The sequence below is a fragment of the Streptomyces sp. NPDC002324 genome (genome assembly GCF_053593335.1).
Map to the genome: position 1 here is coordinate 125,253 of NZ_JBSFCF010000018.1, position 23,384 is coordinate 148,636.

Consider the following 23,384-nt stretch of genomic DNA (forward strand, 5'->3'; position numbering starts at 1 on the left):
TCCACGCTCGCCGGTGGCGCACCGAGCCGGTACCGCCCCGGCGCACGACCTGCCGCAGCCTTTGCCCTTCACAGCACCTGGGGGCCCTTCCGAGCCCTGGGCCAAGCCCTAGGCCGCCAGCGCCCGGGACGCGTAGGCCCTCACGTCGGCGTCGGAGTCCTTCGTGGCTGTCGTGAGGGCGGTGCGGGCTTCCTCGGTGGTGGTGTGGTGGGTCAGGGCGAGGACGGTGGCTTTGCGGACGTCGGCGTTGGAGTCCGCCAGGGCTTCGGCCAGGGCCGGGACGGCGACGGCCGTGGTGGCGGTGGAGAGGGCCGTGGCGGCGCCGGCGCGGACCTGCCAGGCGGGGTCGGTGAGGGCGGTGACGGCTCGGGCGGCGAGCGGAGGGGGGCAGCCGACGGTGCCCAGGGCGGCGTAGGCGGCGGCGCGGACCAGGGGGTCGGAGTCGTCGGTCAGGGCGGTCAGCGCGGCGAGGACGGCGGGGGGCCGGGGGTGTGCGGTGTCCGCCGAGACCGTGGCCAGGGCCTTGGCGATCGTGACGCGGACCTCGCGGGAGGGGTCGGCGGTCGCGGCCCCGGCCAGTTCCGTGGCGGCGTCGACCGAGACGAGGGCGCGTACGGCCTCGATGCGGACGGAGATGTCGGAGTCCGGCAGAAGGGCCGCGTACAGGGCGGTGTCGCCGAGGCTGAGGGCGCGCAGCACGTCCAGGGCGGCGGCGCGGACGACCGGGTCGGGCTCGGCCAGGGCGGCGGCGAGGCCGTCGCGGAGGGCGGGCTCGGGCGGGAGCGTCTCGACGAGTTCGCGCAGTGAGGCCGCGGCGGCGGCGCGGACCTCGGCGGCGGAGTCGCGGAGAGCCTCGGCGAGGGCGGAACCGGTGCCGGGCGGGAGGGTCTCCGTGAGCACGGCGACCGCCTCGCGCCGGACGGCGGGTGCCGGATCGGCCAGGTAGGGCCGGAGGGCGTCGAGTTCGGGCTGCTCCTCGGCGAGGGCGACCAGTTCGAGGAGGCGGGTGGAGGAGGTCGGGGGGGTGGGGTGGGAGGGGAGGGGGAGGGCCCCCCTTCCGGACCCGTCGGCAGCCGAACCGCTTTCGGACTCCGTCCCCGCAACCCCCGCAACCCCGGCGACTCCCGCAGCAACCGGTGCCACATCTCGCGACCCCGCCGTCGCCACGTTCTCCGCGTGGACCTCGCCCAGGTGCCGGGAGGGGCCGCCGACCGGGGTGAACTCCTCGATGGGGACGAGGTAGGGGGCGACGGGGCGGGCGGTGAACTCCATGGCGCCGACAGGGGACTTGTGGAGGTCGAGGTGGTGGAACCAGGAGGTGTCGTCGCGGTGGGGGTGGTCGAGCCGGTCGTGGTAGAGACCCCAGCGGGACTCGGTGCGGGCGAGGGAGGCGCGGGCGGCCATCTCGGCGCAGTCACGGATGAAGGAGACCTCGGCGCAGCGCATCAGCTCGTGCGGCGTGCGGGCGCCCATCTCGGCGATGTCGTCCCGCATGCGCTCGAAGGCGTTGAGGGCGAGGGAGAGCCGGGAGCCGGACTTCGGGGGCGCCACGTAGTCGTTGACGAAGCGGCGGAGCTTGTACTCGACCTGGGGCTGCGGAGGGCCGTCCGGGTTGCGCAGGGGACGGTAGATCAGCTCGTGCGCGTCGCGGAGCTGGTCCGGCGGCAACTCGCCCTCGTACGGGGTGTACCGGGAGGCGTCCGCGCCCGCCAGATCGCCGAAGACGAACGCGCCGATCATGTAGTTGTGCGGGACGCAGGCGAGGTCACCGGCGGCGTACAGGCGGGGGACGGTCGTACGGGCCTGGTCGTCCACCCGGACGCCCGAGGCCGAGTGGCCGCCGCACAGGCCGATCTCCGAGATGTGCATCTCGATGTCGTGGGTGCGGTAGTCGTGGCCGCGGCCGGCGTGGAAGGTCCCGCGGGTGGGGCGTTCCGTGGTGTGCAGGATCGACTCCAGCGCGGAGACGGACTCCTCGGGGAGGTGGCTCAGCTTCAGATAGACCGGCGCGCGGTCGGAGGCGATCTCGGCGGCGAACTCGGCCATCATCTGGCCGGACCAGTAGTCGGAGTCGACGAAGCGTTCGCCGTGCCGGTTGACCTGGTAACCGCCGAAGGGGTTGGCGACGTAGGCACAGGCGGGGCCGTTGTAGTCCTTGATCAGCGGGTTGATCTGGAAGCACTCGATGCCGGTGAGTTCGGCGCCCGCGTGGTAGGCCATGGCGTAGCCGTCGCCCGCGTTGGTGGGGTTCTCGTAGGTGCCGTAGAGGTAACCGGAGGCGGGCAGGCCGAGGCGGCCGCAGGCGCCCGTGGCGAGGATGACGGCGCCCGCGCGGACCGTGACGAACTGTCCGGTGCGGGTGTTGAAGCCCGCCGCGCCGACGGCCCGCCGCTCCGCGCCCTCGCCGGCCGTGAGCACGCGGACCGGCATCACCCGGTTCTCGATACGGATCCGCTCACGCATCTCGCGCCGCCGCAGCTGCCGGTACAGGACCTTCTTGACGTCCTTGCCCTCCGGCATGGGCAGCACGTAGGAGCCGGAGCGGTGGACCTGGCGGACCGCGTACTCGTTGTGCTCGTCCTTCTCGAACTTCACCCCGTACGACTCCAGCCGCCGCACCATGTCGAAGCCGCGGGTGGCGGTCTGGCGGACCGTGGACTGGTCGACGATGCCGTCGTTGGCGCGGGTGATCTCGGCGACGTAGTCGTCCGGTTCGGCGCGGCCCGGGATGACGGCGTTGTTGACGCCGTCCATGCCCATGGCGAGGGCGCCCGAGTGGCGGACGTGCGCCTTCTCCAGGAGCAGGACGTTCGCGCCGTGCTCGGCGGCGGTCAGGGCCGCCATGGTGCCGGCGGTGCCACCGCCGATGACGAGGACGTCGCAGGTCAGCTCGTCGGCGTCGGCGAGCGCCGGAATCGTGAGGGGGGTCTCCACCGTGTCCACCGTGTCCACCGAAGTGCCTTTCATGTACGCGGGTACGCGAGCGCTCAGTCGCTGCGTGAGGTTCAGTCGCTGAGCGAGGTCAGGACGTCGCGGCGCAGGGCCGCGCGTGCCGGGTCGTCGTGGGCCGTACGGTCGCGGGGGCGCGGGACGTCCCGTACGGCGGTCAGCCGGCCGGAGCCGAGGAGGGCCAGGCGGTCGCCGAGGAACAGGGCCTCGTCCACGTCGTGGGTGACGAAGACGACCGTGGCGCCCGTGCCCCGCAACACCTCCACCAGCAGGTCCTGCATCCCGGCGCGGGTCTGGGCGTCGAGCGCGCCGAACGGCTCGTCCATCAGGACGGCGCGGGGGCGCCCGGCGAGGGCGCGGGCCAGCTGTGCGCGCTGGCGCTGTCCGCCGGAGACGCGGTGCGGCAGCTGCCGGGCGTACTCGGCGAGCCCGACCCGCGCCAGCCACGCCTCGGCCTGGGTGCGGCGTTCGGCGCGGGGCAGGCCACGGATGGCGAGGGGGAGTTCGACGTTGGCGCGCAGGGTGCGCCAGGGCAGGAGGGCGTCCTCCTGGAAGACGAGGGCGCGTTCGGCGGAGGGGCCGGTCAGCGGGGTGCCGTCCTGGGTGATCTCTCCGGCGAGCGGCGGCAGCAGGCCCGCCAGGGTGCGCAGGAGGGTCGACTTGCCGCAGCCGGACGGTCCGACGACGGTGAGGATCTCGCCGGGAGCGATGTCCAGGCCGACATCCGCCAGGGCGACGGCGTCGGGGCGGCCCAGGTCGGCGTCATGGAGGGCGAGGCGGGTGCCGCGCCCGGGGGCGGGCGTCCGCTTCTCCTCGACGGCCGGCGTCGGCGCCGTTGCCTGGGTACGGACCTGGGCCCGGGTCTCAGACGAGGTGCTCATCACGTGCCTCCTCGGGCTCGGCCGTGGTGGGGACGGGGGTCGCGGGGACGGCCCCCGGTGCGGCGGTTCGCGGCACTCGGGGGCGGGCGGCGGGGGCCGACGACGTACGGGGCAGCCAGTGCGTCAGCCGCCGGCCGACCAGCTCCACGGCGGTCGACGTCAGCCAGCCCAGCACCCCGATCGTGGCCATGCCGACGAAGACGCCGGGGTAGTTGACGACCGTGTAGTCCTGCCAGGTGCGGTAGCCGACGCCGTACTGCCCGGAGATCATCTCGGCGGAGATCACACAGATCCAGGACACCCCGATGCCGACCGACAGGCCGCCGAAGATGCCCGGCAGCGCGCCCGGCAGGACGACCGAGGCGAGGACCCGCCACCGGCCGCCGCCCATCGTGCGGACGGCCTCCTCCCACACCGGGGTCAGCGCCCGTACGGCGTGCCGGGTGGAGACCAGGACCGGGAAGAACGCGGCGGTGAAGGTGATGAAGACGATGCCCTGCTCGTTGGAGGGGAACAGCAGGATCGCCACCGGGACGAGGGCGATCGCCGGGATCGGGCGGATCACCTCCAGGACCGGCCCCAGCAGGTCCTCGGCGAGACGGGACCGGGCGACGAGGGTGCCCACCGCCACACCCAGCACCGCCGCCAGCAGGAAGCCGGTGAGGATGCGGGTGAGGCTGTCGGTCAGGTCGGTCCAGTAGTCCGGCCCGGTCACCCGGTCCGCGAAGGCGTGCGCCACGTCGGTGACCGTGGGGAACTGCGAGAAGCGCAGCCACACGTCGACGTCCAGGCTGGTCAGCAGCTGCCAGAGACCGAGGGCGGCGACCAGGGACAGCGCGCGCAGGGCGTAGCGGGCGGCGGGCCGTGAGCCGGGGCTCCGTACGCGCCGGGCGCCGGTTTTCGCGGGGCGGCTCACGAGGCCCGCTCCAGGGCGGCGGCGTAGGTGACGATCTCGGCGCCGTCGTGTCCGGCGACGTACGCCTTCGCCGTGGCCGGGGCGACGAAGGGCAGGAGCCGGTCGCCGTCGGCCACCCACACCGCCTTGTCGGCGAACCACTGGGTGCCGGTGGTGGCGTCCGGGACGTACGCGGCGCGGATGCCGTCCTTGTGTCCGGCCACGTAGGCGAGGAGTTCGGCGGCCGTCTTGAAGGAGCGGGTCTCGGTGGCGTTCTTGGGCCAGACCTCGGCCGCGGCCGGGGCGGGCTCCGCCGCGAGCCGCTTGTCGTACGCGGCGGAGCCGAGCGCTTTGCGGACGTACCGGTCGTCGACGAACGCGTCCACGTCCACGTCGCCCGTCAGCTTCGCGGCCTTGAGGATCGGCACGTCCTTCTTCAGTGCGGCGATCAGCGCGGGCTTCAGCGCGGGGTCGAAGGTCGCGATGCCGTGGGCGCCGTTGTAGAGGTAGACGACCTCGGCGGGCAGTCCCGTGGCGTCGGCGACCTTCTCGGCGGCCTCGACCGGGTGCTCGTTCAGGTAGTCCGTGGCCTTGGCCTGGGCCTTGAGGAAGGCCTCCAGGACGGCCGGCCGCTGCTTCGCGAAGTCCTCGCGGGCCGTCACGCCGTGGAAGGTCGGCAGGTCCAGCTGGGCCCCGTCGTACAGGGCCTTCGCCTTGCCCTGGTAGGTGAGCAGCCCCGGCCAGGCCACGAACTGCGACAGGGCGTCGGTGCTGCCGGCGGAGAGGGCGGAGGCGCCGACGGCCGGCTGCTGGTTGAGCTTCTCGATGTCCTTGTCGGCGTCGAGGCCGGCGTCGTTCAGCGCCCGTACGAGGGTGCCGTCGGCCGCCGACCCGATGCTCGTGGAGACCTTCTTGCCCTTCAGGTCCTTGAGCGTGCTCAGTTTCGAGTCCGGCGTGGTGACGATGGTGTTGAGACCGCCCCGGAGGTTGTAGCCGGTGGCCGCGACGAGCCGGGTGGGCTTGCCGAGCTGCTTGCCGCGGGCCGCGTTGAGCAGCAGCGGGAAGTCGCCCATCGAGCCGATGTCGATCTTCCCGGCGGTCATCTGGGCGGTGATGGGGGCGCCGGTGGCGTAGTCCTGCCAGTCGACCTTGTACGTGGTCTTCCCGCCCAGCGCGTTCAGCTCGTCCTCGAAGTAGCCGAGGGAGCGCAGGAGGGTGCCGGCGGTGACGGTGTTGATGGTCTTGGACTGGTAGCCGACGGTGACGGTGACCGTCCCGCCGTCCGCCGCGGTGTCACTGCCGTTGCCGCAGGCGGTCAGGGTCAGGGGCAGCAGGAGGGCTGTGGCCAGGGTGACTGCTTTGGTCTTCATGGGTGTTCGGGCCTCTCACCGGAGCGTTCAGCGGAGCAGGTAGGGCATGTTGACCGTGACGGCGCCGGTGGGACAGCGGGCCGCGCACGGGCCGCAGTACCAGCACTCGTCGACGTGCATGTAGGCCTTGCCGTTGCTCTCGTCGATGGCCAGGGAGTCCAGCGGGCACATGTCCACACAGAGGGTGCAGCCGTCGATGCACTTCGACTCGTCGATGGTCACGGGCACGTCGGCCCGCTGGGGCGCCAAAGGCATGGCTGTCTCCAGGGAGGGGCGGAACAGGGGCTGTTGCGGGGGTTAGTACAGGGAGCGGTGCAGCAGACCGCTCATCGAGATGCGGTCGCCCCGGAAGCGGATGAACTCCAGGTCGACGGGCCGGCCGTCGGCGAGGTGGGTGAGCCGTTCCAGCATCAGGACGGCCGAGCCGCGCGGGGCTTCGAGTACGGCGGCGGAGTGGGTGTCCGCGTTCACCGCCTCCAGGGTGATCTCGGCGTGGCCGAGGCGCCGGCCGGTGATCGTCTCCAGGAGGCGGAAGACGTCGGTGTTCTCCAGGTCGGCGCCGAGGAGTGCCGTGCCGAGGTCGAGGGAGCCGAGGGCGAGGGGGATGTAGGTGAGGTCGAGGGAGAGGGGGAGGCCGTTCAGCCGGCGCAGGCGTTCGATGTAGAGGACGTCGGTGCCGGGTGGGAGGTGGAGGCGGTCGGCCACGGGGGCCGGGGCCGGGGCGGGGCCCATGGTGCGGACCTCGTTGGTGACCGTGCCGTGTTCGCGGAGGGTTTCCGCGAGGCCCTGCAGATGGTCGAGGCCGTGGGGGTACTTCTGGGCCACGACGACGGTGCCCACGCCGGGGAACCGTTCCACGAGGCCCTCGGCGCGCAGGAGGTCCAGGGCCTCGCGGACCGTGTTGCGGGTCGCGCGGTAGTCGGTGGCGAGGGTGGACTCGTGGGGGAGGGTGCCGTTCTCGAAGCCGCCGGTGAGGAGTTGGCGACGGAGGAGGTCGGCGAGCTGCCGCGCCTGGTCCGCACGCAGCCGACGCCGCGCGCGGTGGGCGGCGACGGTGGTCGCGCCCTGGCCGGCGTGCTCTCGGACGCGGTCGGTGGGTGGCATGTTTCGAACCATACCGAAATGGTGGGGAAGGAAATGTTGCCGGAGTATTGCGCCATGTTGCCGCCCGAACCTGCCGGTTCTGAGCTGGGGTTTTGCGGCGGTGTGACGAAGATCTGCCACCGGGTTGTCCAGTGGGTGGGATACGAGGGTCAATGGCTGGGATTCGCCCTCTCCTCAGCCCTCCGCCCTCCCGGCTCCGCCCGTCCGCCTCTGCGCGTGCCGGCGGGCACGGGCCGCGCCCATAGGTGCGCGGGGAACTGCGCGAGCAACCACGAGGGACGTGACCCCGCCGACGAAGCACCCACCCCTACGGCGAGGACGCGCCCGCAGCCACCCAAGTCGCCGGCCCCCGAAGCCCCCGAGCGCACCCACGCCGCCCCGCCGCCGGAGGCACCCCCTAGTCCCGGGCCCGGACCCGCCCCCTCACCTCGCCCAGCCCCACCTTCGCCCCGCCCGGCCCCGGCGCCCAGGCCGTGAGGGTCACCTCGTCGCCGTCCTCCAGGAACGTGCGCTTGCCGTCGGGGAGGTCGAGGGCGTCCCGCCCGTTCCAGGTGAGTTCCAGCAGGGAGCCCCGCTCGCCCGCCTCGGCCCCGCTGACCGTGCCGGAGCCGTAGAGGTCGCCCGTGCGCAGGGACGCCCCGTTGACGGTCATGTGGGCCAGTTGCTGGGCGGCGGTCCAGTACATCGTGGAGAAGGGCGGCTCCGAGACGACGTGTCCGTTGACGGCGACGCTGATCCGCAGGTCGTACCCCCCGAGGTCGACGTCCGGCCCGGAGTCGTCCAGATAGGGGAGGAGCGGGTGCGTGCGCTCCGGCGGCGCCACCCGTGCCTCGTCCAGGGCTTCCAGCGGAGTGATCCACGCCGAGACCGACGTCGCGAAGGACTTCCCGAGGAACGGGCCGAGCGGAACGTACTCCCAGGCCTGCAGATCGCGCGCGGACCAGTCGTTGAGCAGACAGAGCCCGAAGACGTGGTCGCGGTAGTCCCGCAGTCCCACCGGCCGCCCCCTGTCCGAGGGCACGCCCACCACGAACCCGACCTCCGCCTCGATGTCCAGCCGCACGGACGGGCCGAACACGGGCGCCGGATCGGCGGGCGCCTTGCGCTGCCCGGACGGCCGTACCACCTCCGTGCCGGAGACCACGACCGTGCCGGACCGGCCGTGGTAGCCGATCGGCAGATGCTTCCAGTTGGGGGTCAGCGGGTCCGGGGAGTCGGGCCGGAAGATGCGGCCCACGTTCCGCGCGTGGTTCTCGGAGGCGTAGAAGTCGACGTAGTCGGCCACCTCGAACGGCAGATGCAGGCGCACCTCGGACAGCGCGTGGAAGTGCGGCGCGATGGTCTCCCGGTGCGAGGGCACGGTGAGCCACGCGGTCAGGGCCCGCCGGAGGTCCGACCAGGCGGTACGTCCCGCGGCGAGCAGGGGGTTCAGCGTGGGATGGGCGAGGAGCGCGGTGTACGGGGAGCCGAGGGCGTGGGCCGCGGCCGCGGCGTCGAGGACGTGGTCGCCGAGACGGACCCCGACCGTACGGGCGTCGGAGCCGGCGGGGGAGAAGACCCCGTAGGGGAGGTTGTGCGACCCGAAGGGGTGACCCTCGGGGATGCCGAAGGGGTGACCCTCGGGGATGTCGAACGGATCGCCTTCGGGGACATCGACGTGGGGCATCAGGTGCTGCCTCGCTCTCGTGCTTTCCGTCGTTCCTCTGGTCGCGGCACACGTTACGGGGCGGTGCGAAGATCGGGGAGTGTCTGAAGAGTTCGCAATGTCCGGGTACGCAAGGTCCGGGCAGGGGGCGTGCACGCGATCGTGCGCGCGTCGCGCACGCGCTGTGTGCCCGCCCTGTGTGCCCGCGCCGTGTGTGCGTCCTGTGCGTGCGCACTTACGCCGACGGCTCGCTGAACTGCCGTTCGGGCAAAGGGGGTTGACGTACGGGGTCGTCATGGCGGTCGGGATGCCGGACGTCGTCCGGTTAGCGTCGAACCGATGGGGCGTGGCATCCGTATTCTCTGATCATGGCCGCTCCCACCGCATATTCACTCATCGCCACTGACCTGGACGGAACGCTCCTGCGCAGTGACGACACGCTCTCCGACCGGTCCCTCGCCGCGCTGGCGCGGGCCACGAGGGCCGGTGCTCAGCACCTCGTGGTGACGGGACGGCCGGCGCCCAGAGTGCGCCCACTGCTGGAGGACCTCGGCGGCGGAGGGCTCGCGGTGTGCGGACAGGGCGCGCAGTTGTACGACCACGGCGCGGACCGGCTGCTGTGGTCCGTCACCCTGGACCGGGAACTCGCCGAGACCGCGCTCGGCAAGATCGAGGCCGAGGTGGGACAGGTGTACGCCGCCGTCGACCAGGACGGGGTCGACGGTCTCACCCTGATCGAGCCCGGCTACCTCATGCCGCACCCCACACTGCCCGCGGTACAGGTGCCACGCCGGGACGACCTGTGGTGCGAGCCGATCAGCAAGGTGCTGCTGCGCCACCCCTACCTGTCGGACGACGAGCTGGCCTCGGCGGCGCGCATGGCGGTCGGCTCGCTGGCCACGGTCACCATGTCGGGGCCCGGCACCGTCGAACTCCAGCCATGCGGCATCACCAAGGCGACGGGCCTCGCCCTGGCCGCCGACCATCTCGGGCTGACCTCGCGGCGGACCATCGCCTTCGGTGACATGCCCAACGACATCCCGATGTTCGACTGGGCCGCGCACGGGGTCGCCATGGCCAACGCCCACCCCGAACTCAAGGCCGTCGCCGACGAGGTGACCCTCTCCAACGAGGACGACGGCATCGCCGTGGTGCTGGAGAAGATCTTCCCGTGAACGGGCTGTTCCCCTGGGCCCGCCGGCCCAGGGGAACAGATGAAGAAGGGGGAGCCGCAGGGCTCAGTACGCGCCGAAGACGTTGTCGATCGAGCCGTACCGGTCGGCGGCGTAGTTGCACGCCGCCGTGATGTTCGCGACCGGGTCGTACGGGTCGTACGGGGTGCCGGAGACGTGGTACGCGGCGAACGTCGGGTCGATGACCTGGAGGAGACCCTTCGAGGGGGTGCCCGCGGCGGCGTTGGAGTCCCAGTTGTTGATGGCCAGCGGGTTGCCCGAGGATTCACGGATGATGTTGCGGTAGATCCCGTTGTACGTCCCGGGAATTCCCTTTTGCGCCATGATGTCCAGCGACTCGCGGATCCAGCCGTCCAGGTTGTTCGCGTAGGTCTTCACCGACGCCTGCGTGGCCTTGGGCGCCGTCGACGACTTCTGGGCCGTGGCCGGCTTGGTCGCGTTCAGCTTCAGCTTCAGGCCCGGCCGGATCAGCGCCGGGTTGTCACCGATGGCCGCGCGGTTGTTCTTGTAGAGCTGCTGCCAGCCGCCCTTGATGTGGTGCTTGCGCGCTATGGAGGACAGCGTGTCGCCGGAGACCACCTTGTACGTCGTGGGCTTGGGCAGCGTCGCTGCGGGCGCGGACTGCGGGGCCGACTGTACGGAGGTGGCGGCCTGGGCCGGGGTGGCGGCGTTCGCGGTCGTGGCGACCGTGAGCGGGAGGGCCAGTGCGGCCCCTCCGGTGCCGGCGGCGACGATGCCACGGGTCAGCGCGTTGCTTCGGGGACGACGGTGTTTGCCGTGTGCGGGCATGGTGAATTCCTCTCCGTCGCCTGCGAGGTGAGCTGTCGGGTTCGGGCTGGAGATGCCCGGCCGTGCGCGTCGTCCCGGCGGTCGCTGTGCGTGCCGCGTCCGCTGGGCGTACTGCGCGTGGCTTCACCCCGTAGTCGGTCCGAAGAGGGTCTTCGGACCGACGGCTTACCTGGGTCCCCCGCTCCTGCCGTGCGTGGATGAGTGGTGATGGGTGGGGAGTCCGGGGCGGCGGCAGGATTCGGCGGTCCGTCCGGACGGGGTGTGAACGTATGCGAGAGCACACGACCGGAACAAGTCCCGGTTTGGCGCTTTGGTCCAGTTGACCTTGAGTTTGCTGTGATTCGACCCAAGATCAGATACCTCGTACATGGCTCAACTTGCCTACCGCAAAGGGAAAATCGACGACGTGGGACGTGGGTGCCGCACGGGAGGCAGGGGGAGGCTGGTGACTCAACTCACGGGAGAAGTCGGATGAAATGAAGGGTAAGGCGCAAATCGGTCAACTCGGGCTGAGGGAAGGGGGTGTATTTGGTACGAAATCGACGGGCGTCCGAGCGGGGAGCCGGGCGGACGGGGATCGCGTCGGAGGTCGTGCCGGGGGCCGGGGGCCGTCCATGCGTCGTCGCGGGGAAGGGTGGGTACCCGTCGCGAGCGGGCGTGTGTGCGGGCCCGTGGGCGGGTGTGCGGGCGGGCGTGCGGGCCCGCGGGCAGGCGTACGGGCCGGGCGCGGACGGGTGCGGCACGCGCGTCGATGGATATCGGCGTGGATCGGTTGATCAAGAATGGGGGAGGTGCGGTCCCATACCACTGGAGACGAAGCCGTGGGCGCTCGCGGTGATCGAAAGGTGACCGGATACGCTGACTCGGGTGATGACAGCGACAGATCGACAAACTTTGTCATCGACCGTGAGAGCGACCTAGACCGACCGTGTGACCGTCATCAGACGTCAGCAGACAGGAGAACCCTCGTGACCGTCGTCGAGCCGTTTGGGCTGAGCGCGCGGGACCAGGCTCTCGAAGCCGATGTCCAGGCCGGAATGGCGGCCGTCGAGGAGGGTCTGCTGGAGGCGACCAAGAGCGAGGTCCCGTTCATCCAGGAGGCCGCCCAGCATCTGCTGCGCGCGGGCGGCAAGCGGTTCAGGCCGCTGCTGGTGATGCTCGCGGCGCAGTTCGGCGACCCCTACGCGCCGGGTGTCGTGCCCTCGGCGGTGGTGGTCGAGCTGACGCATCTCGCCACGCTGTACCACGACGACGTGATGGACGAGGCCGAGGTGCGCCGGGGCGTGCCGAGCGCCAACGCCCGCTGGGACAACTCCCTGGCCGTGCTGACCGGCGACTTCCTCTTCGCCCGTGCCTCGCACGTCCTCGCCGACCTCGGTCCCGACGCCGTCCGCATCCAGGCCGAGGCCTTCGAGCGGCTGGTCACCGGGCAGATCCTGGAGACCGCCGGGCCGCGCGACGGACGTGACCCGATCGACCACTACCTCGACGTGTTGGGCGGCAAGACCGGATCGCTGGTCGCCGTCGCCGGGCGGCTCGGCGCGCTGATGGCGGGCGCCGACGAGACCGTGGTCGACGTGCTGACCCAGTACGGGGAGCGGCTCGGGGTGGCCTTCCAGCTCGCCGACGACGTCCTCGACATCGCCTCCGACTCGCACGAGTCCGGCAAGACGCCCGGCACGGACCTCCGTGAGCATGTGCCGACGATGCCGGTGCTGCGGCTGCGCGAGCGGGCGGGGCGGCTGGGGCTGCCGGACGACATCGCCCTGTGCGAACTGCTCGACTCCGACCTCACCGACGACGCCCGCCACGCCGAGGCCCTGGCCCGCCTCCGCGTCCACCCCGCCCTGGAACAGGCCCGCCGCGACACGATCCGCTACGCCGAGGAGGCGCGAGCGGCTCTGGCCCCCCTCCCGGAGTGCGACGCGAAGGCGGCCCTGGTGGAACTGTGCGACGCGGTGGTGCACCGGGCCGGGTAGTCGCGGTCGCCGCCGAGTGGTGGGGCTGTGGCGGCAGGCTTCCGCCGGGTTTCCGGCTCGCGGCGGTGGGCTTCCGTCGGGGCCGGGGCTGGCGGCGGTGGGCTTCGGTCGGGTCCTGGGTTCGCGGCGGTGGGCTTCCACCGCGTCCGGGTTCGCGCTGGTCAGCCTCCTTCGGGTGCCGGGTGCCGGGTGCCGGGTGCCGGGTGCCGGGTGCCGGGGGGCGAGGGGCGGCGGTCGGCTGCCGGCAGCCGCCGGGGCTGCACCGGTCGGCCGTGGTCGCCCTCCCGGCTCGCCCGCGTCTACGGGCGAGCCGCTGCTCTGTGGCCCCGAGTGCCTGCCGGGAGGACGGTCGAGGCCGGATCCCGTCTCGCGGTGCGGCGCGGCGGCTGCCGGGAACCGGGCCCGCGCGGTCCGGGTGGCGTCGGCGAACACCGGTGGGGTACTCCGGACTCGTACCGACGGCTGCGGCTCTCCCCGACGACCCCTACGGGTTGGGTGGACGCTCCGCCTCGTTGTGTCATCCCGTAGCAGTACGTCGAGTTGAGCCCGGAGTCTGACGCTTCTCTCCGGCCGATTTGGTCAGATGGGTATCACCACTCCTCACCGATTCGGGTGAGAATGGCGGCTCCGAGAGACGCCGCCGCCGACGACGGAGGTAAGGCACACATGGCACCGTACGAAACCGACGACAGCGCCAGGTCCGGCGACGCCGCCGCGCTCGCGGCCGAGGCCGAGGAGATGCGCTCGGCACGGCGACGCAAGGCCGCGCGGTACGTCGTCCCGGTCACCGTGCTGGGCGTCGCCGCCGCGACCATCGGGCTCGTCCCGGCCTTCGCCGGCTCCGGTGACCCCGATCTGCCGAAGATCAGCGCGCAGGAACTCATCGAGAAGATCGCCGCCTCGGACGTGGAGCAGGTGTCCGGCACGGTGAAGATCACCACGGATCTGGGCCTGCCCGACCTGGGCGGTCTCGCGGGCGGCCTTGCCTCGCAGGGGCCCTCCGGGGGTGACGGCGGATCGGCCGCCGACCCCTCCGCCAAGCTCCTCGAACTCGCCACCGGCACCCACACGTTGCGGGTCGCCACCGACGGCCCCGACAAGCAGAAGCTCTCGCTGCTGGACGACGCCGCCGAGTACAGCGTCATCCACAACGGCGACGACCTGTGGGCGTACGACAGCGCCTCGAACGAGGTGTACCACGCGACCGGCGTCGACGAGGGCAAGGACCAGCGGGGGCCCAAGGACGCTCCCGACGAGTTCGAGGACGCGCCCGCCACCCCGCAGAAGCTCGCCGAGGAGGCCCTGAAGGCCGTCGACGACACCACGTCCGTGACCGTCGACGGGACCGCGCGGGTCGCCGGGCGGGACGCGTACAAGCTGGTGATCGAGCCGAAGCAGTCCGGTTCGACGGTCGGGGCGATCTCGATCGCCGTCGACGCGAAGACGGGGCTGCCGCTGAAGTTCACGCTCACCCCGGCGAGCGGCGGCTCGGCCGTCGTGGACGCGGGCTTCACGAAGGTCGACTTCGGCAAGCCGAGCGCCTCGACGTTCGACTTCACCCCGCCGAAGGGCGCGAAGGTCACCGAGGCGGACGAGGCCGACGGGGCCGGGAAGTCGGGCGACCACGAGTCCGGGTTCGGCGACTCCGTGTTCGGCGGGCCCGGCAAGGGCGGGGAGTTCAAGGACGGGAAGAACACCGAGAGCCGCAAGGACCGCAAGGGCCCGCAGGACTCCGGGCTCGACGGGCCGAAGACGATCGGCAAGGGCTGGAGCACCATCGCCGTGTTCGACGACGGCGCCGAGGGCGGCTCCATGCCCACCGGCGGCGACTCCTCCGGCGACGCCCGGGTCGACGGCTTCCTGAACTCCCTCGGCGACCCGGTCAAGGGCGAGTTCGGCACGGGTACGGTCTTCAAGACCCGGCTGATCAACGTCCTGTTCACCGAGGACGGCAAGGTGTACGCGGGTGCCGTCACCAAGGACGCGCTGGTGAAGGCGGCCGACGCGGCGAAGTAGCGACGCCGGCCGGTGGGGCGGGACGGCGAGACCGTCGCCCCGCCCCACCGGCCGTACCCGAGGGGAGCCATGACCGACGCAGCCATCCACACCCAGGGGCTGACCAAGACCTTCCGCGGCGGCCAGGTGGCCGTGGACCACCTGGAGCTGACGGTGCCCAGCGGCAGCGTCTTCGGCTTCCTCGGCCCGAACGGCTCGGGCAAGACCACCACCATCCGCATGCTGATGGGCCTGATCGAGCCCACCTCGGGCACCGCCCGGGTCCTCGGCCTGCCCATGCCCCGCTCCACCCGGACGGTGCTCCCGCACGTGGGCGCGCTCATCGAGGGACCCGCCCTCTACGGCTTCCTCTCCGGCCGAGACAACCTGCTGCGCTACGACTCCGCCGACCCGACCGCCGACCCGCGCACCCGGCGTACCCGGGTCGAGGCCGCGCTCGACCGGGTGGGGCTCGCGGCCGCCGCCGGCAAGAAGGCGAAGGCGTACTCGCTGGGCATGAAGCAGCGCCTGGGCCTCGCCGCGGCGCTGCTCCAGCCGCGCCGCCTGCTCGTCCTGGACGAGCCGACGAACGGCCTCGACCCGCAGGGCATGCGCGAAATCCGTTCGCTGGTGAGGGAGTTGGCGTCCGACGGCACCACCGTCTTCCTCTCCTCGCATCTGCTCGACGAGATCGAGCAGGTGTGCACCCATGCCGCCGTCATGACCCGCGGCCGGCTCGTCGTCCAGGGCCCGGTGGCCGAACTGGCCGCCGGCGCGCGCGGCCGTCTGGTCGTCACCACCCCCGACACGGCGGACGCGGTCAGGGTGCTCAAGGAACAGGGCATCGGGGACGTGGTCGTGACGGAGGAGGACGGTGCCGCCGCGCACCGGACCGGCGAGGGAGGCAGGGTGACGGCGGAACCGCCTCCCCCCGACCGGGATCTCGCCGAACTGAACGCCGCACTGGTCACCGCGGGCGTCCGTGTCCGCGGCTTCGCCCTCGAACGCGCCTCGCTGGAGGACGCGTTCGTGGCGCTCACGGGGGAGGGCTTCGATGTCGCGGGTTGACACGCCGGAACCGGCTTCGTCTGTCACTGCTACTGCTACTGCTACTGCTACTGCTACTGCTACTGCTACTGCTTCTGCTACGGCCGCTGCTGCCGCAGCCCGCAGGCCCGGCCTCCTCTGGACCTTCGGGCTGTTCCGCAGCGAGTTGGTCACCACCTTCCGGCGGTGGCGGACGATCGCGCTGCTGGGTGTGCTCGCGGCGGTGCCGGTCCTGGTCGGCATCGCGGTACGGATCGAGACGGGTGACGGGTCGTCGGCGGGAGGCGGCCCGGACGGCGGCGGCGGGCCCGCGTTCATCGCGCAGATCACCAACAACGGGCTGTTCCTGGTGTTCACGGCGCTGGCCGCGACGCTCCCCTTCTTCCTGCCGATGGCCGTCGGCGTGATCGCCGGTGACGCGATCGCGGGCGAGGCGAACGCGGGCACTCTGCGCTATCTGCTGGTCTCACCGGCGGGCCGGACCCGGCTGCTGCTCACCAAGTACGCGACGACCATGACGTTCTGCCTGGTCGCGACCCTCGTCGTGGCGGCCTCCGCGTTGGCGGTCGGGGCGTTGCTGTTCCCGCTGGGGGACCTGACGACGATCTCCGGCACGCGGATCGGCTTCGCCGAGGGACTGCTGAGGGCACTGCTGATCGCGCTCGCGGTGGCCGCCTCACTGATCGGGGTCGCGGCCCTCGGCCTGTTCGTCTCCACCCTCACCAACAGCGGTATCGCCGCGATGGCCACCACGGTCGGGCTGCTCATCACCGTCCAGATCCTCGACCAGATCCCGCAGCTCGACGCCCTCCACCCCTACTTCTTCTCCCACTACTGGCTCTCCTTCGCCGACCTCATGCGCGAGCCGGTCTACTGGGACGACCTCCAGCGCAACCTCGGCCTCCAGGCCGTGTACGCGGCGGTGTTCGGGTCGGCGGCGTGGGCGAGGTTCACGGCGAAGGACATCACGGCGTAGGCGCCGCTCACGCGGCCTCGGCGTCGGCGTCGTAGGGGAAGCGGGCGCGGGGCGCTTCGCCGGGCTCGGTGAAGAACGTCTTCGCGCGGGAGAGGGCCGCCGTGTCCCGGAGCACGTCACCGGGCTTGCTGCCGTTGCCGAGCAAAACCCCGCCGAAGCGCATGCCCAGGTACGCGGCGGAGTTGTTGAGCGTACCGACGAGCGGCTCGGCGACCTCCTCCTCTTCGTGCGCGAGTGCGGTGACGCCCCAGAGGGTGCGGCCGGCCATCGTCGCCTTGAAGTCCACCCCGGGGGTGCGCAGCCAGCCCGACCAGTGGTCGAGGTATCGCTTGACCTGGGCGGACACGGAGTACCAGTACAGCGGCGACACGATCACGAGGTCGGTCGCCGCGAGCGTGGCGTCCAGCAGCAGCGCCCTGTTGTCCCCGCGCGGCCGTACGTGGTCGCTGTCGTGCCGCAGGTCCTCGAAGTCGGGCAGCGGGTGCTCCGCGAGGTCGAGCCAGCGCCGCTCGACCCCGTCCGGCAACTGCTCGGCGGCCGCACGGGCCAGCATCTCGGAGTTGCCGTCCGACCGGCTGCTGCCGAGGACGAACAGGAAACGTCGGGTCATGGGGTCCCCCTGGGGCGGTGGCGTGGGCCGGTGGCGCACGGTGACTACATGCATGGACAATATATGCACATGCATGAATTTGCCAAGGAGGGGCCTAGGGGAGTGCCCGCCGTGCCGTACGGCGATTCCCTCAGTCCGCGGTGGGCGCGGGCTCGACCTTGCGCAGGACCACGTACTGGTCGTCGCCGGTGGCCGGCTTCTCGATGCGCTCGAAGGTCCAGGTCTGGTCCCGGACGGGGAACGTGTCGCCGACGCCCAGCTCGAATTCCCGCTCCTCGTCGGTTGCGACGATCAGGTAGACCCTCGTGGGCCGGCCGACGGGGGCGTACAGGTGGCGTACGGCGAACCAGGCGTCCTCGGTCTGGCGCGGAACTCCGCTGCGCAGCGCGAGTTGGTCGATCACTGTGTCACTCCGTTGTCGTGTAGCGGTTCTTGAAGTGTTGCTTGAACTGGCTGACGGTCATCGGGTCTGGGTTCGTGCGATTGTGCGGGTTCCGGAGATGCACCAGACCCCGGTCATCCATCTTGGTCACTTCGTAGGCGTGCTTCGGGAAGAGCTTGTGGGGCAGGGGCGACGGGTCGTCCTTGGGCGCGTTGGTGCCCACGAGTATGGGACGCCCTTCGGCGAGCTTCTCGCGAAAGGTATCCACCAGCTGGCGGTCCGGGCTGCGGCCCTGCATGTCGTACTTCGTGGGGAAGTCCTCGGTGTAGGCCGAATCGCCGGTGAGCTGGGCGAGCAGTTCGGCGCGAACGTTGGGATTGCTGCCCCGGTCCAGCCTCGCGTACCCCGAATCCGATCTGGGCCGAGAGTCGTCCCATGTCTGATCCACCCCGGCGATCGCCTTCTCGAGGACAGAGGGCCAAGCCACATTGCTGCCGCCCGATGTGGCGTACACCGGGCGCTCCTGGAATCCGGCCTCGACGGGGAGGTCCGCCGTGACAGTGAGGTGCGTGACGGCACCCGTGGGATGAAAGTGGCGCCAGTCCCCATCGAAGGAATGCTTCGTCTGGTGGAGCGTCACCGCGTACGTGCCGTCGTCGTTCTCGCGAACGCACTGAGAGATCAACTCGGGCCGGTGTCCGGCGACCGCACCCATGGTCGCGATGACCCCGCAGTCGTCGAGCATGCCCTGCTGCGTCTGCTCCCGAGCCGGTGGGCCGTCGAAGAGGGGGAGGCGTGTGCCGTCGGGGCGGTCGAGAGGGGTTCCGTACTCGATCAGTGGCCCGATACCCGGCAGGTCCACATTGTTGAAGTCCGGTCTGTCGATCGTCGCTTCCTTCGGCACCGGTACATCGGCCGGTTTCCCCATGTGCGAGAACACGTCGTGCGCCCAGTCGAGGATGCCGCCCTCCGCCGTGTCGTCCGGCTCCTCGGCCTCGAAGGGATCGGGGGCCTCCGACAAGGCGGCCTGCGTCGTGTCCGTCCGGGCCGGCTGCTCGACGACTGCCGGTTCCGTCGGCACCTCGCTGTCGACGGGATGCGGTTCGGGTGCCGAGTCCGACTCGGTCGTCGCGGGGGCGAGTGCCTCCGGCGGGGCGGGCGCCATGTCGTCGGAGGTGGCCGGTGCCTCTGAAGGGTCCGGGGCGTCCCCGGGGACGGCCGCCCCCGGGGTCTCCGGGGTCTCCGAGGCGACGGTTTCGCCGGAATCTTCCGTGACCTCGATCGGTGGGGGCGTGTCCGTGGGCTCCACCGGGTCAGATGCGTCCACGGGAGCCACGGGCTCCGCAGGCTGCGTGAGTTCGGTGAGTTCTGTCGGCTGCGCGGGCTCGGAGGGCTCTGGCGGCTCCATGGGTGCGGTGAGTTCTGCCGGCTCCAGGTGCTCCGTCCGCCCGGCCGGCTCCGTCGGATCGCTTGGTTCCACCGGTGCCTCGGGTGGGTCGGGGGCCCCTTGCTCCGCAGGGGCAGGTGTCCCTGCCGGAGTCGGCGCCTCCGTGGGTTCCGGGGCTTCCATGTCCTCCTGGGCCGCCGTCGGCCCCGGTGCTTCCAGCGGGTCCGGGGGCTGCGGGGGCTCCGCCGGCTCCGGAGCCTCTGTCGATTCGCCCGTCGGGTCCGGCGCGTCCGTCGGGGCCGGTGCTGTCTCCGGGGGTGGTGGCTGTTCCGAGGGCCGGTCGTTCATGCGGAGGGTCCGGGGGTGGTGTGGGCGCGGTAGAGACGGACCCACGGGAGGGTCTTGCGCTGCCAGGCCGCGCGGGCCAGATGGATGAAGACGCAGGCCCGGTAGTCGCGCAGGGCGTCCGGGGCGGGGTCCCGGAGGGGGACCGTGTCCGCAAGCTCGGCGACCCAGCCCGCCGTGTCGCCCCACCAGGCCGACTGCTCCGGCTTGGACTTGGGGTACCGAGCGACCCGCTCCCTGAGATCCTTCGCGTTCTCGGGCCAGACGGCAGTACTCGCGCGGGAGCGGAACGCACAGCGGTGGGCACAGCCGTCGCACTCGGGAAAGGGGGTCAGGGCGTCGGACACCGACGTCACCTCGGCCGCGAAATCGCGGAAACGGGAGGCCAGTTGAGGGGAGGTGGCCAAGGGGGCCCGGTCCACGCCCGCCTCCCGGGCCGCCGCCGCGCGGACGTCGGGCACCGTGATCAGAGCCGGGCGGTCGAGGCGGTCGTGGTGGGCGAAGGCGTGAAAGGGCTCCAGGGTGGCCGCGTAGCGCTCCTGGTCCGGGGAAAAGCGCATGGTGCCGCCGATCAGCTCACGATCGGCGACGGCGGGCAGCCGGTGCATGACCTTGAGGTTGGTGTTCTTGTACGCGTCCTCCACGAGCTTGCCGGGAACCTGCTCGACGATGACCACGCCCTCGCCGTACTTCCGGTTCTCGGCGAGGGTGTTGGCGAAGGCCTGCGCCGCCCGCGCCTGGGCGTTGCCCTCCTTCGCGTCACCGGACTGGGCGACGGGCCGCCCGAGCAGACGGTGTGCCTCCTCGATCACCGTGACGTGGGAGAGTGAGCCGCCGGGGCGGTTCGCCTTGTAGTGCTCGGTCATCGCCTGGAGGATCAGGGCGGTCACGAGCGACTGTTCCTTCTCGTTGTCGCCGATCGCCGCCAGCTCCAGAACCACCGGGCGGCGCAGTAGTTCCGCCACCGGGTAGGAGCGCGTCACGTCCAGCGTGCTGCCGCAGGCGCCCTCGGCCAGCGACTCGGCCCGCAGCCGGGACGCGGCCACGATGTTGTCCCGTATCTCGCCGGAGTAGTCCAGCCGCTCGCACTCCCGGCGCATCTCGGCGATGAAGTCACGCAGCGTGGGCCACTCATGATCGGGGCCCGCGATGTCCGTCGGTACGACGCCCTTGCGCGCGTACGTGGCCCGCAGCGCCCGGTTGTAGATGTTCGGCAGCGGGTCCCACAGGCCGAACGCCGCGTCGAAGCAGGCCAGCAGCCCGGCCACATGGGTGCTGATGCGCACCCCGGCCGGAACCTCGAACGGGTTCAGGCGCAGGGGAGCCGTCGTCTCGTCCCCCACGGTGAGCACCACGAGGTCCTCGAACCCGGGACGTGTGGCGAGCCAGCGGTAGTCGTTCAGCTCGGAGTTGACCGGCTCGATGACGAGGAACGGAACCCGGTGGTCGCGCCACAGCTGCTCGCAGAAGGCCAGGGTCGTGTTCGTCTTGCCCGAACCGGTGGTCCCGACGAACAGGGCGTGGCGAGTGAGGTCGTCCAGTCCGATGCCCAGGGGCCCGGCCGGGGTGTCGTGGACGAGCTGGCGGCCCAAGGTGATCGCGGGGCCGTCCGCGCGGTACGCCGTCTCACCGGCGAGACCGGGGCGCCGCACCGGGAAACCGGTCATGTGGCCGTTCACCGCCAGTGGCAGCCGGAACGCCGCTCCCGCTTCGCGGGCGTCCACCAGCTCCGCGAGGAGCCGCAACTGCGGCGAGAGCGGTTCGGGCAGCCGCCACCAGTGGTCGCCGCCCCAGCGTCCGTGCTCCAGGCTGGTCAACCCCTGCCAGGCGGCCGGAAGTTCACCGGGGCCCGGCCACGCCACGCTGTGCGCCGGCCCGCTGAACGTCTCCGTGAGCACTCCTTGCTCACGTGCCCGTTCCTGCGGGGACACCGTCGCGCCGGTCAGCTCGGCCAGCGACTCGGGAAGCCTCGCGGGCGAGGCCAGGGCGATCCGGATGCGGAAGGCGCGGCCCGTGTAGCGGCGCGCGGCGTCGGCGTACACCCGGGAGGCGTCCACGGCGAAGGCGTCCGGGGCGAGCTGGGTGCCCGGCGACCACAGGCCGTCCGGCACCTGGCCCTGGGTGCCGAGCCGGCCGTACTGCGTGGCGACGCGGTGCAGCAGCGGTCCGAGGTCGTCCGGTACGACGTACGGTTCCAGGCCGACCGTGAGCATCACCGGGTACGGGTGCTCGGCCAGCGCCCGCCACAGCGCGTCCCACGGCGGCGCCGAGGCGGTGAACGGCTGGGGAGACAGGTAGTAGCGCACTCCCGCGTCGGGACGGTTGGGCACCCCGGCGCGGTACCGCTTGCGGATCTCGGCCACACCCGCGACGGGCTCGGGCGTGAACGGGGTCAGCAGTCGCGCCACCTCGGCCGGGTCCTCGACCGGGCTCGCGAGCACATGGCGGGGCAGTGCGGCCAGCCGGGTGCGCAGTGCGAGCGCGGCCGCCTCCGCCCGGTCGGGCGTGGCCGCCGACACACGGCCGAGCAGGGCGCAGGTGATGCCCCGCTCCGCCGGATCGGTGAGGTAACGCAACTCGACGCGCTCGCCGTGTGCCGTGCCCCACTGGCCGGTCAGCCAGGCCGTCTCGGCGGCGACCGCCTTGATCCGGCGGTCGTCCTCCGCGAGATCCGCGTACTCCCGGGTCTCGGTGAGATCGGCCGCGGCATCGACGCGTACCGCGGTCCAGGCCCAAACGGTCGTCCCGTCGGACACGGTCAGCACGCCGGCCGCCGCCCGGTCGGTGGCGCTCAACTCCCGTTCCAGTGCTGCCCGTTCGCGTCCAGGGGGGCGTGCGGGGCGACGGGCGGTGCCGGCGGTGCCATGGGTATGTGACCCGTCGGACCCGCCGCCGGGTACCCGGGCGTGGGCTGCCCCGCCGGGTACACCGGCGGGGCAGGAGGTCCGGGCGGGGCGGCCGGGGCCGAGGCCGACCGGACCGGGGGCTCCTGGCCGAAGGCCGAGGCCAGGGGCACCTCGATGCCCTTGATCGCGATCTCCACACCTTCACGGGCTGCCGAGTGCACTGCTTCCCGCATGGCGCGCGGCCGGTCGGTGCGCAGCATCTGGTTGAGACTGCCCGCGCGGTTCAGCATCGACGCGACGACATCCTTCACGAAGTGCCCGATCACGACGGCGCCGGAGCGGCTGCGCCACATCGTCCAGCCGACGTAGAGGCTGGTGCCGTAGGCGAAGACGGTCACATAGGCCACGTAGCGGCCGCTGGTGACGACCAGTCGGTTGTGCACGACCTCCGGCGCGATGTCGCTGCGGATCCGGGCGGGAACGGCGGTGACGGGGATCCGGCGGCTGGTCAGCGCGCCGTAGATCGTCGCGTACGCGGAGGAGGAGGCCGCGGCCTTGTCCTCCAGGAGTGTCTTCCACTCCGAGATCGGCTCGTTCTGCCGGACCAGCAGGAAGACCACCCAGAAGATGATGACCGAGAGAATCAGACCGGGGCCGACGGCGTCGACGTCGGCCGTCAGGAGGGCCGGCAGCAGACCGACGACGAAGAAGACCAGGAACGACGCCACGGCCGCCTGGAACCACAGCTGTCTGACGGTCCTGAACTCCACGGACTCGTCGAAGCTCAGCTCGACGTCCCGGTACTGCAGTGTCTGATTGCGGTACGCCACGTTCGGGCCCACCGCGCCGGAGGCCGCCCAGTCGACGGGGCTCCCCGTCCCTGTCGTGTCCATCATCCCCGTTTCCCCGTGCCACGTTCTCCGCGCGCACGTTTCCCCGTACACAAGTAGCCCGTAAGCCCTGGCGATTGATCACCCTAGACCAAGGGTCT

18 protein-coding genes are annotated in these 23,384 nt (G+C 71.7%); 5 read left to right on the top strand and 13 right to left on the bottom strand.

The window, feature by feature from the left end:
* Positions 1 to 108: 108 nt before the first annotated feature.
* From ACWCRJ_RS23680 to fahA, 7 genes are all read right to left on the bottom strand, one after another.
* A complete protein-coding gene (locus tag ACWCRJ_RS23680) occupies positions 109 to 2,967 on the bottom strand; it encodes a fumarate reductase/succinate dehydrogenase flavoprotein subunit (RefSeq protein WP_450941137.1) in 2,859 nt (952 codons plus the stop codon).
* 38 nt (positions 2,968 to 3,005) lie between these two features.
* Complete coding sequence (locus tag ACWCRJ_RS23685; protein ID WP_450941138.1) at positions 3,006 to 3,830, bottom strand: ABC transporter ATP-binding protein; 825 nt, start codon at positions 3,828 to 3,830, stop codon at positions 3,006 to 3,008.
* The gene (locus ACWCRJ_RS23690) at positions 3,814 to 4,746 is read right to left on the bottom strand and encodes an ABC transporter permease (RefSeq protein ID WP_450941139.1); all 933 of its coding nucleotides are present in this window, start codon (positions 4,744 to 4,746) and stop codon (positions 3,814 to 3,816) included. The genes ACWCRJ_RS23685 and ACWCRJ_RS23690 overlap by 17 nt, the downstream gene beginning before the upstream one ends.
* The gene (locus ACWCRJ_RS23695) at positions 4,743 to 6,095 is read right to left on the bottom strand and encodes an ABC transporter substrate-binding protein (protein ID WP_450941140.1); all 1,353 of its coding nucleotides are present in this window, start codon (positions 6,093 to 6,095) and stop codon (positions 4,743 to 4,745) included. The genes ACWCRJ_RS23690 and ACWCRJ_RS23695 overlap by 4 nt, the downstream gene beginning before the upstream one ends.
* 27 nt (positions 6,096 to 6,122) lie before the next feature.
* The gene (locus ACWCRJ_RS23700; protein ID WP_010986276.1) at positions 6,123 to 6,350 is read right to left on the bottom strand and encodes a 4Fe-4S dicluster domain-containing protein; all 228 of its coding nucleotides are present in this window, start codon (positions 6,348 to 6,350) and stop codon (positions 6,123 to 6,125) included.
* A gap of 42 nt (positions 6,351 to 6,392) precedes the next feature.
* The gene (locus ACWCRJ_RS23705) at positions 6,393 to 7,199 is read right to left on the bottom strand and encodes a GntR family transcriptional regulator (RefSeq protein ID WP_450941141.1); all 807 of its coding nucleotides are present in this window, start codon (positions 7,197 to 7,199) and stop codon (positions 6,393 to 6,395) included.
* A 397-nt stretch (positions 7,200 to 7,596) separates the two neighbouring features.
* Positions 7,597 to 8,865, bottom strand: a complete 1,269-nt coding sequence (fahA, locus tag ACWCRJ_RS23710; RefSeq protein ID WP_450941142.1) for a fumarylacetoacetase — start codon at positions 8,863 to 8,865, stop codon at positions 7,597 to 7,599.
* A 347-nt stretch (positions 8,866 to 9,212) separates the two neighbouring features.
* Between fahA and ACWCRJ_RS23715 the strand changes: the two genes are divergently transcribed.
* Positions 9,213 to 10,019 carry an HAD family hydrolase gene (locus ACWCRJ_RS23715; RefSeq protein WP_450941143.1) on the top strand — a complete coding sequence of 269 codons (807 nt, stop codon included), beginning with the start codon at positions 9,213 to 9,215 and terminating at the stop codon, positions 10,017 to 10,019.
* A 63-nt stretch (positions 10,020 to 10,082) separates the two neighbouring features.
* Here the strand turns inward: ACWCRJ_RS23715 and ACWCRJ_RS23720 are convergent, their stop codons facing one another.
* Positions 10,083 to 10,826 carry a transglycosylase SLT domain-containing protein gene (locus tag ACWCRJ_RS23720; RefSeq protein ID WP_450941144.1) on the bottom strand — a complete coding sequence of 248 codons (744 nt, stop codon included), beginning with the start codon at positions 10,824 to 10,826 and terminating at the stop codon, positions 10,083 to 10,085.
* Between the two features lie 968 nt (positions 10,827 to 11,794).
* Between ACWCRJ_RS23720 and ACWCRJ_RS23725 the strand changes: the two genes are divergently transcribed.
* The 4 genes from ACWCRJ_RS23725 (at position 11,795) to ACWCRJ_RS23740 (ending at position 16,823) form a co-directional block, all read left to right on the top strand.
* The gene (locus tag ACWCRJ_RS23725; RefSeq protein ID WP_046919435.1) at positions 11,795 to 12,805 is read left to right on the top strand and encodes a polyprenyl synthetase family protein; all 1,011 of its coding nucleotides are present in this window, start codon (positions 11,795 to 11,797) and stop codon (positions 12,803 to 12,805) included.
* A gap of 666 nt (positions 12,806 to 13,471) precedes the next feature.
* The gene (locus tag ACWCRJ_RS23730; RefSeq protein ID WP_450941145.1) at positions 13,472 to 14,821 is read left to right on the top strand and encodes a LolA family protein; all 1,350 of its coding nucleotides are present in this window, start codon (positions 13,472 to 13,474) and stop codon (positions 14,819 to 14,821) included.
* A 69-nt stretch (positions 14,822 to 14,890) separates the two neighbouring features.
* Positions 14,891 to 15,868, top strand: coding sequence for an ABC transporter ATP-binding protein (locus ACWCRJ_RS23735; protein WP_450941146.1), 978 nt, complete (start codon positions 14,891 to 14,893; stop codon positions 15,866 to 15,868).
* A complete protein-coding gene (locus ACWCRJ_RS23740) occupies positions 15,855 to 16,823 on the top strand; it encodes an ABC transporter permease (RefSeq protein WP_450941147.1) in 969 nt (322 codons plus the stop codon). The genes ACWCRJ_RS23735 and ACWCRJ_RS23740 overlap by 14 nt, the downstream gene beginning before the upstream one ends.
* Before the next feature lie 7 nt (positions 16,824 to 16,830).
* Here ACWCRJ_RS23740 and ACWCRJ_RS23745 read toward each other — a convergent pair whose 3' ends face one another.
* From ACWCRJ_RS23745 to ACWCRJ_RS23765, 5 genes are all read right to left on the bottom strand, one after another.
* Entirely contained in the window at positions 16,831 to 17,433 is a 603-nt protein-coding gene (locus ACWCRJ_RS23745; protein WP_450941148.1) for a flavodoxin family protein, read from the bottom strand.
* 130 nt (positions 17,434 to 17,563) lie between these two features.
* Positions 17,564 to 17,836, bottom strand: a complete 273-nt coding sequence (locus tag ACWCRJ_RS23750) for a DUF6406 domain-containing protein (RefSeq protein WP_450941149.1) — start codon at positions 17,834 to 17,836, stop codon at positions 17,564 to 17,566.
* 4 nt (positions 17,837 to 17,840) lie between these two features.
* Positions 17,841 to 18,896, bottom strand: a complete 1,056-nt coding sequence (locus ACWCRJ_RS23755; RefSeq protein WP_450941150.1) for a C2 family cysteine protease — start codon at positions 18,894 to 18,896, stop codon at positions 17,841 to 17,843.
* A 650-nt stretch (positions 18,897 to 19,546) separates the two neighbouring features.
* Positions 19,547 to 22,342, bottom strand: coding sequence for an ATP-binding protein (locus tag ACWCRJ_RS23760; RefSeq protein WP_450941151.1), 2,796 nt, complete (start codon positions 22,340 to 22,342; stop codon positions 19,547 to 19,549).
* Complete coding sequence (locus ACWCRJ_RS23765) at positions 22,339 to 23,289, bottom strand: hypothetical protein (RefSeq protein WP_450941152.1); 951 nt, start codon at positions 23,287 to 23,289, stop codon at positions 22,339 to 22,341. The genes ACWCRJ_RS23760 and ACWCRJ_RS23765 overlap by 4 nt, the downstream gene beginning before the upstream one ends.
* Between the last annotated feature and the right edge of the window lie 95 nt (positions 23,290 to 23,384).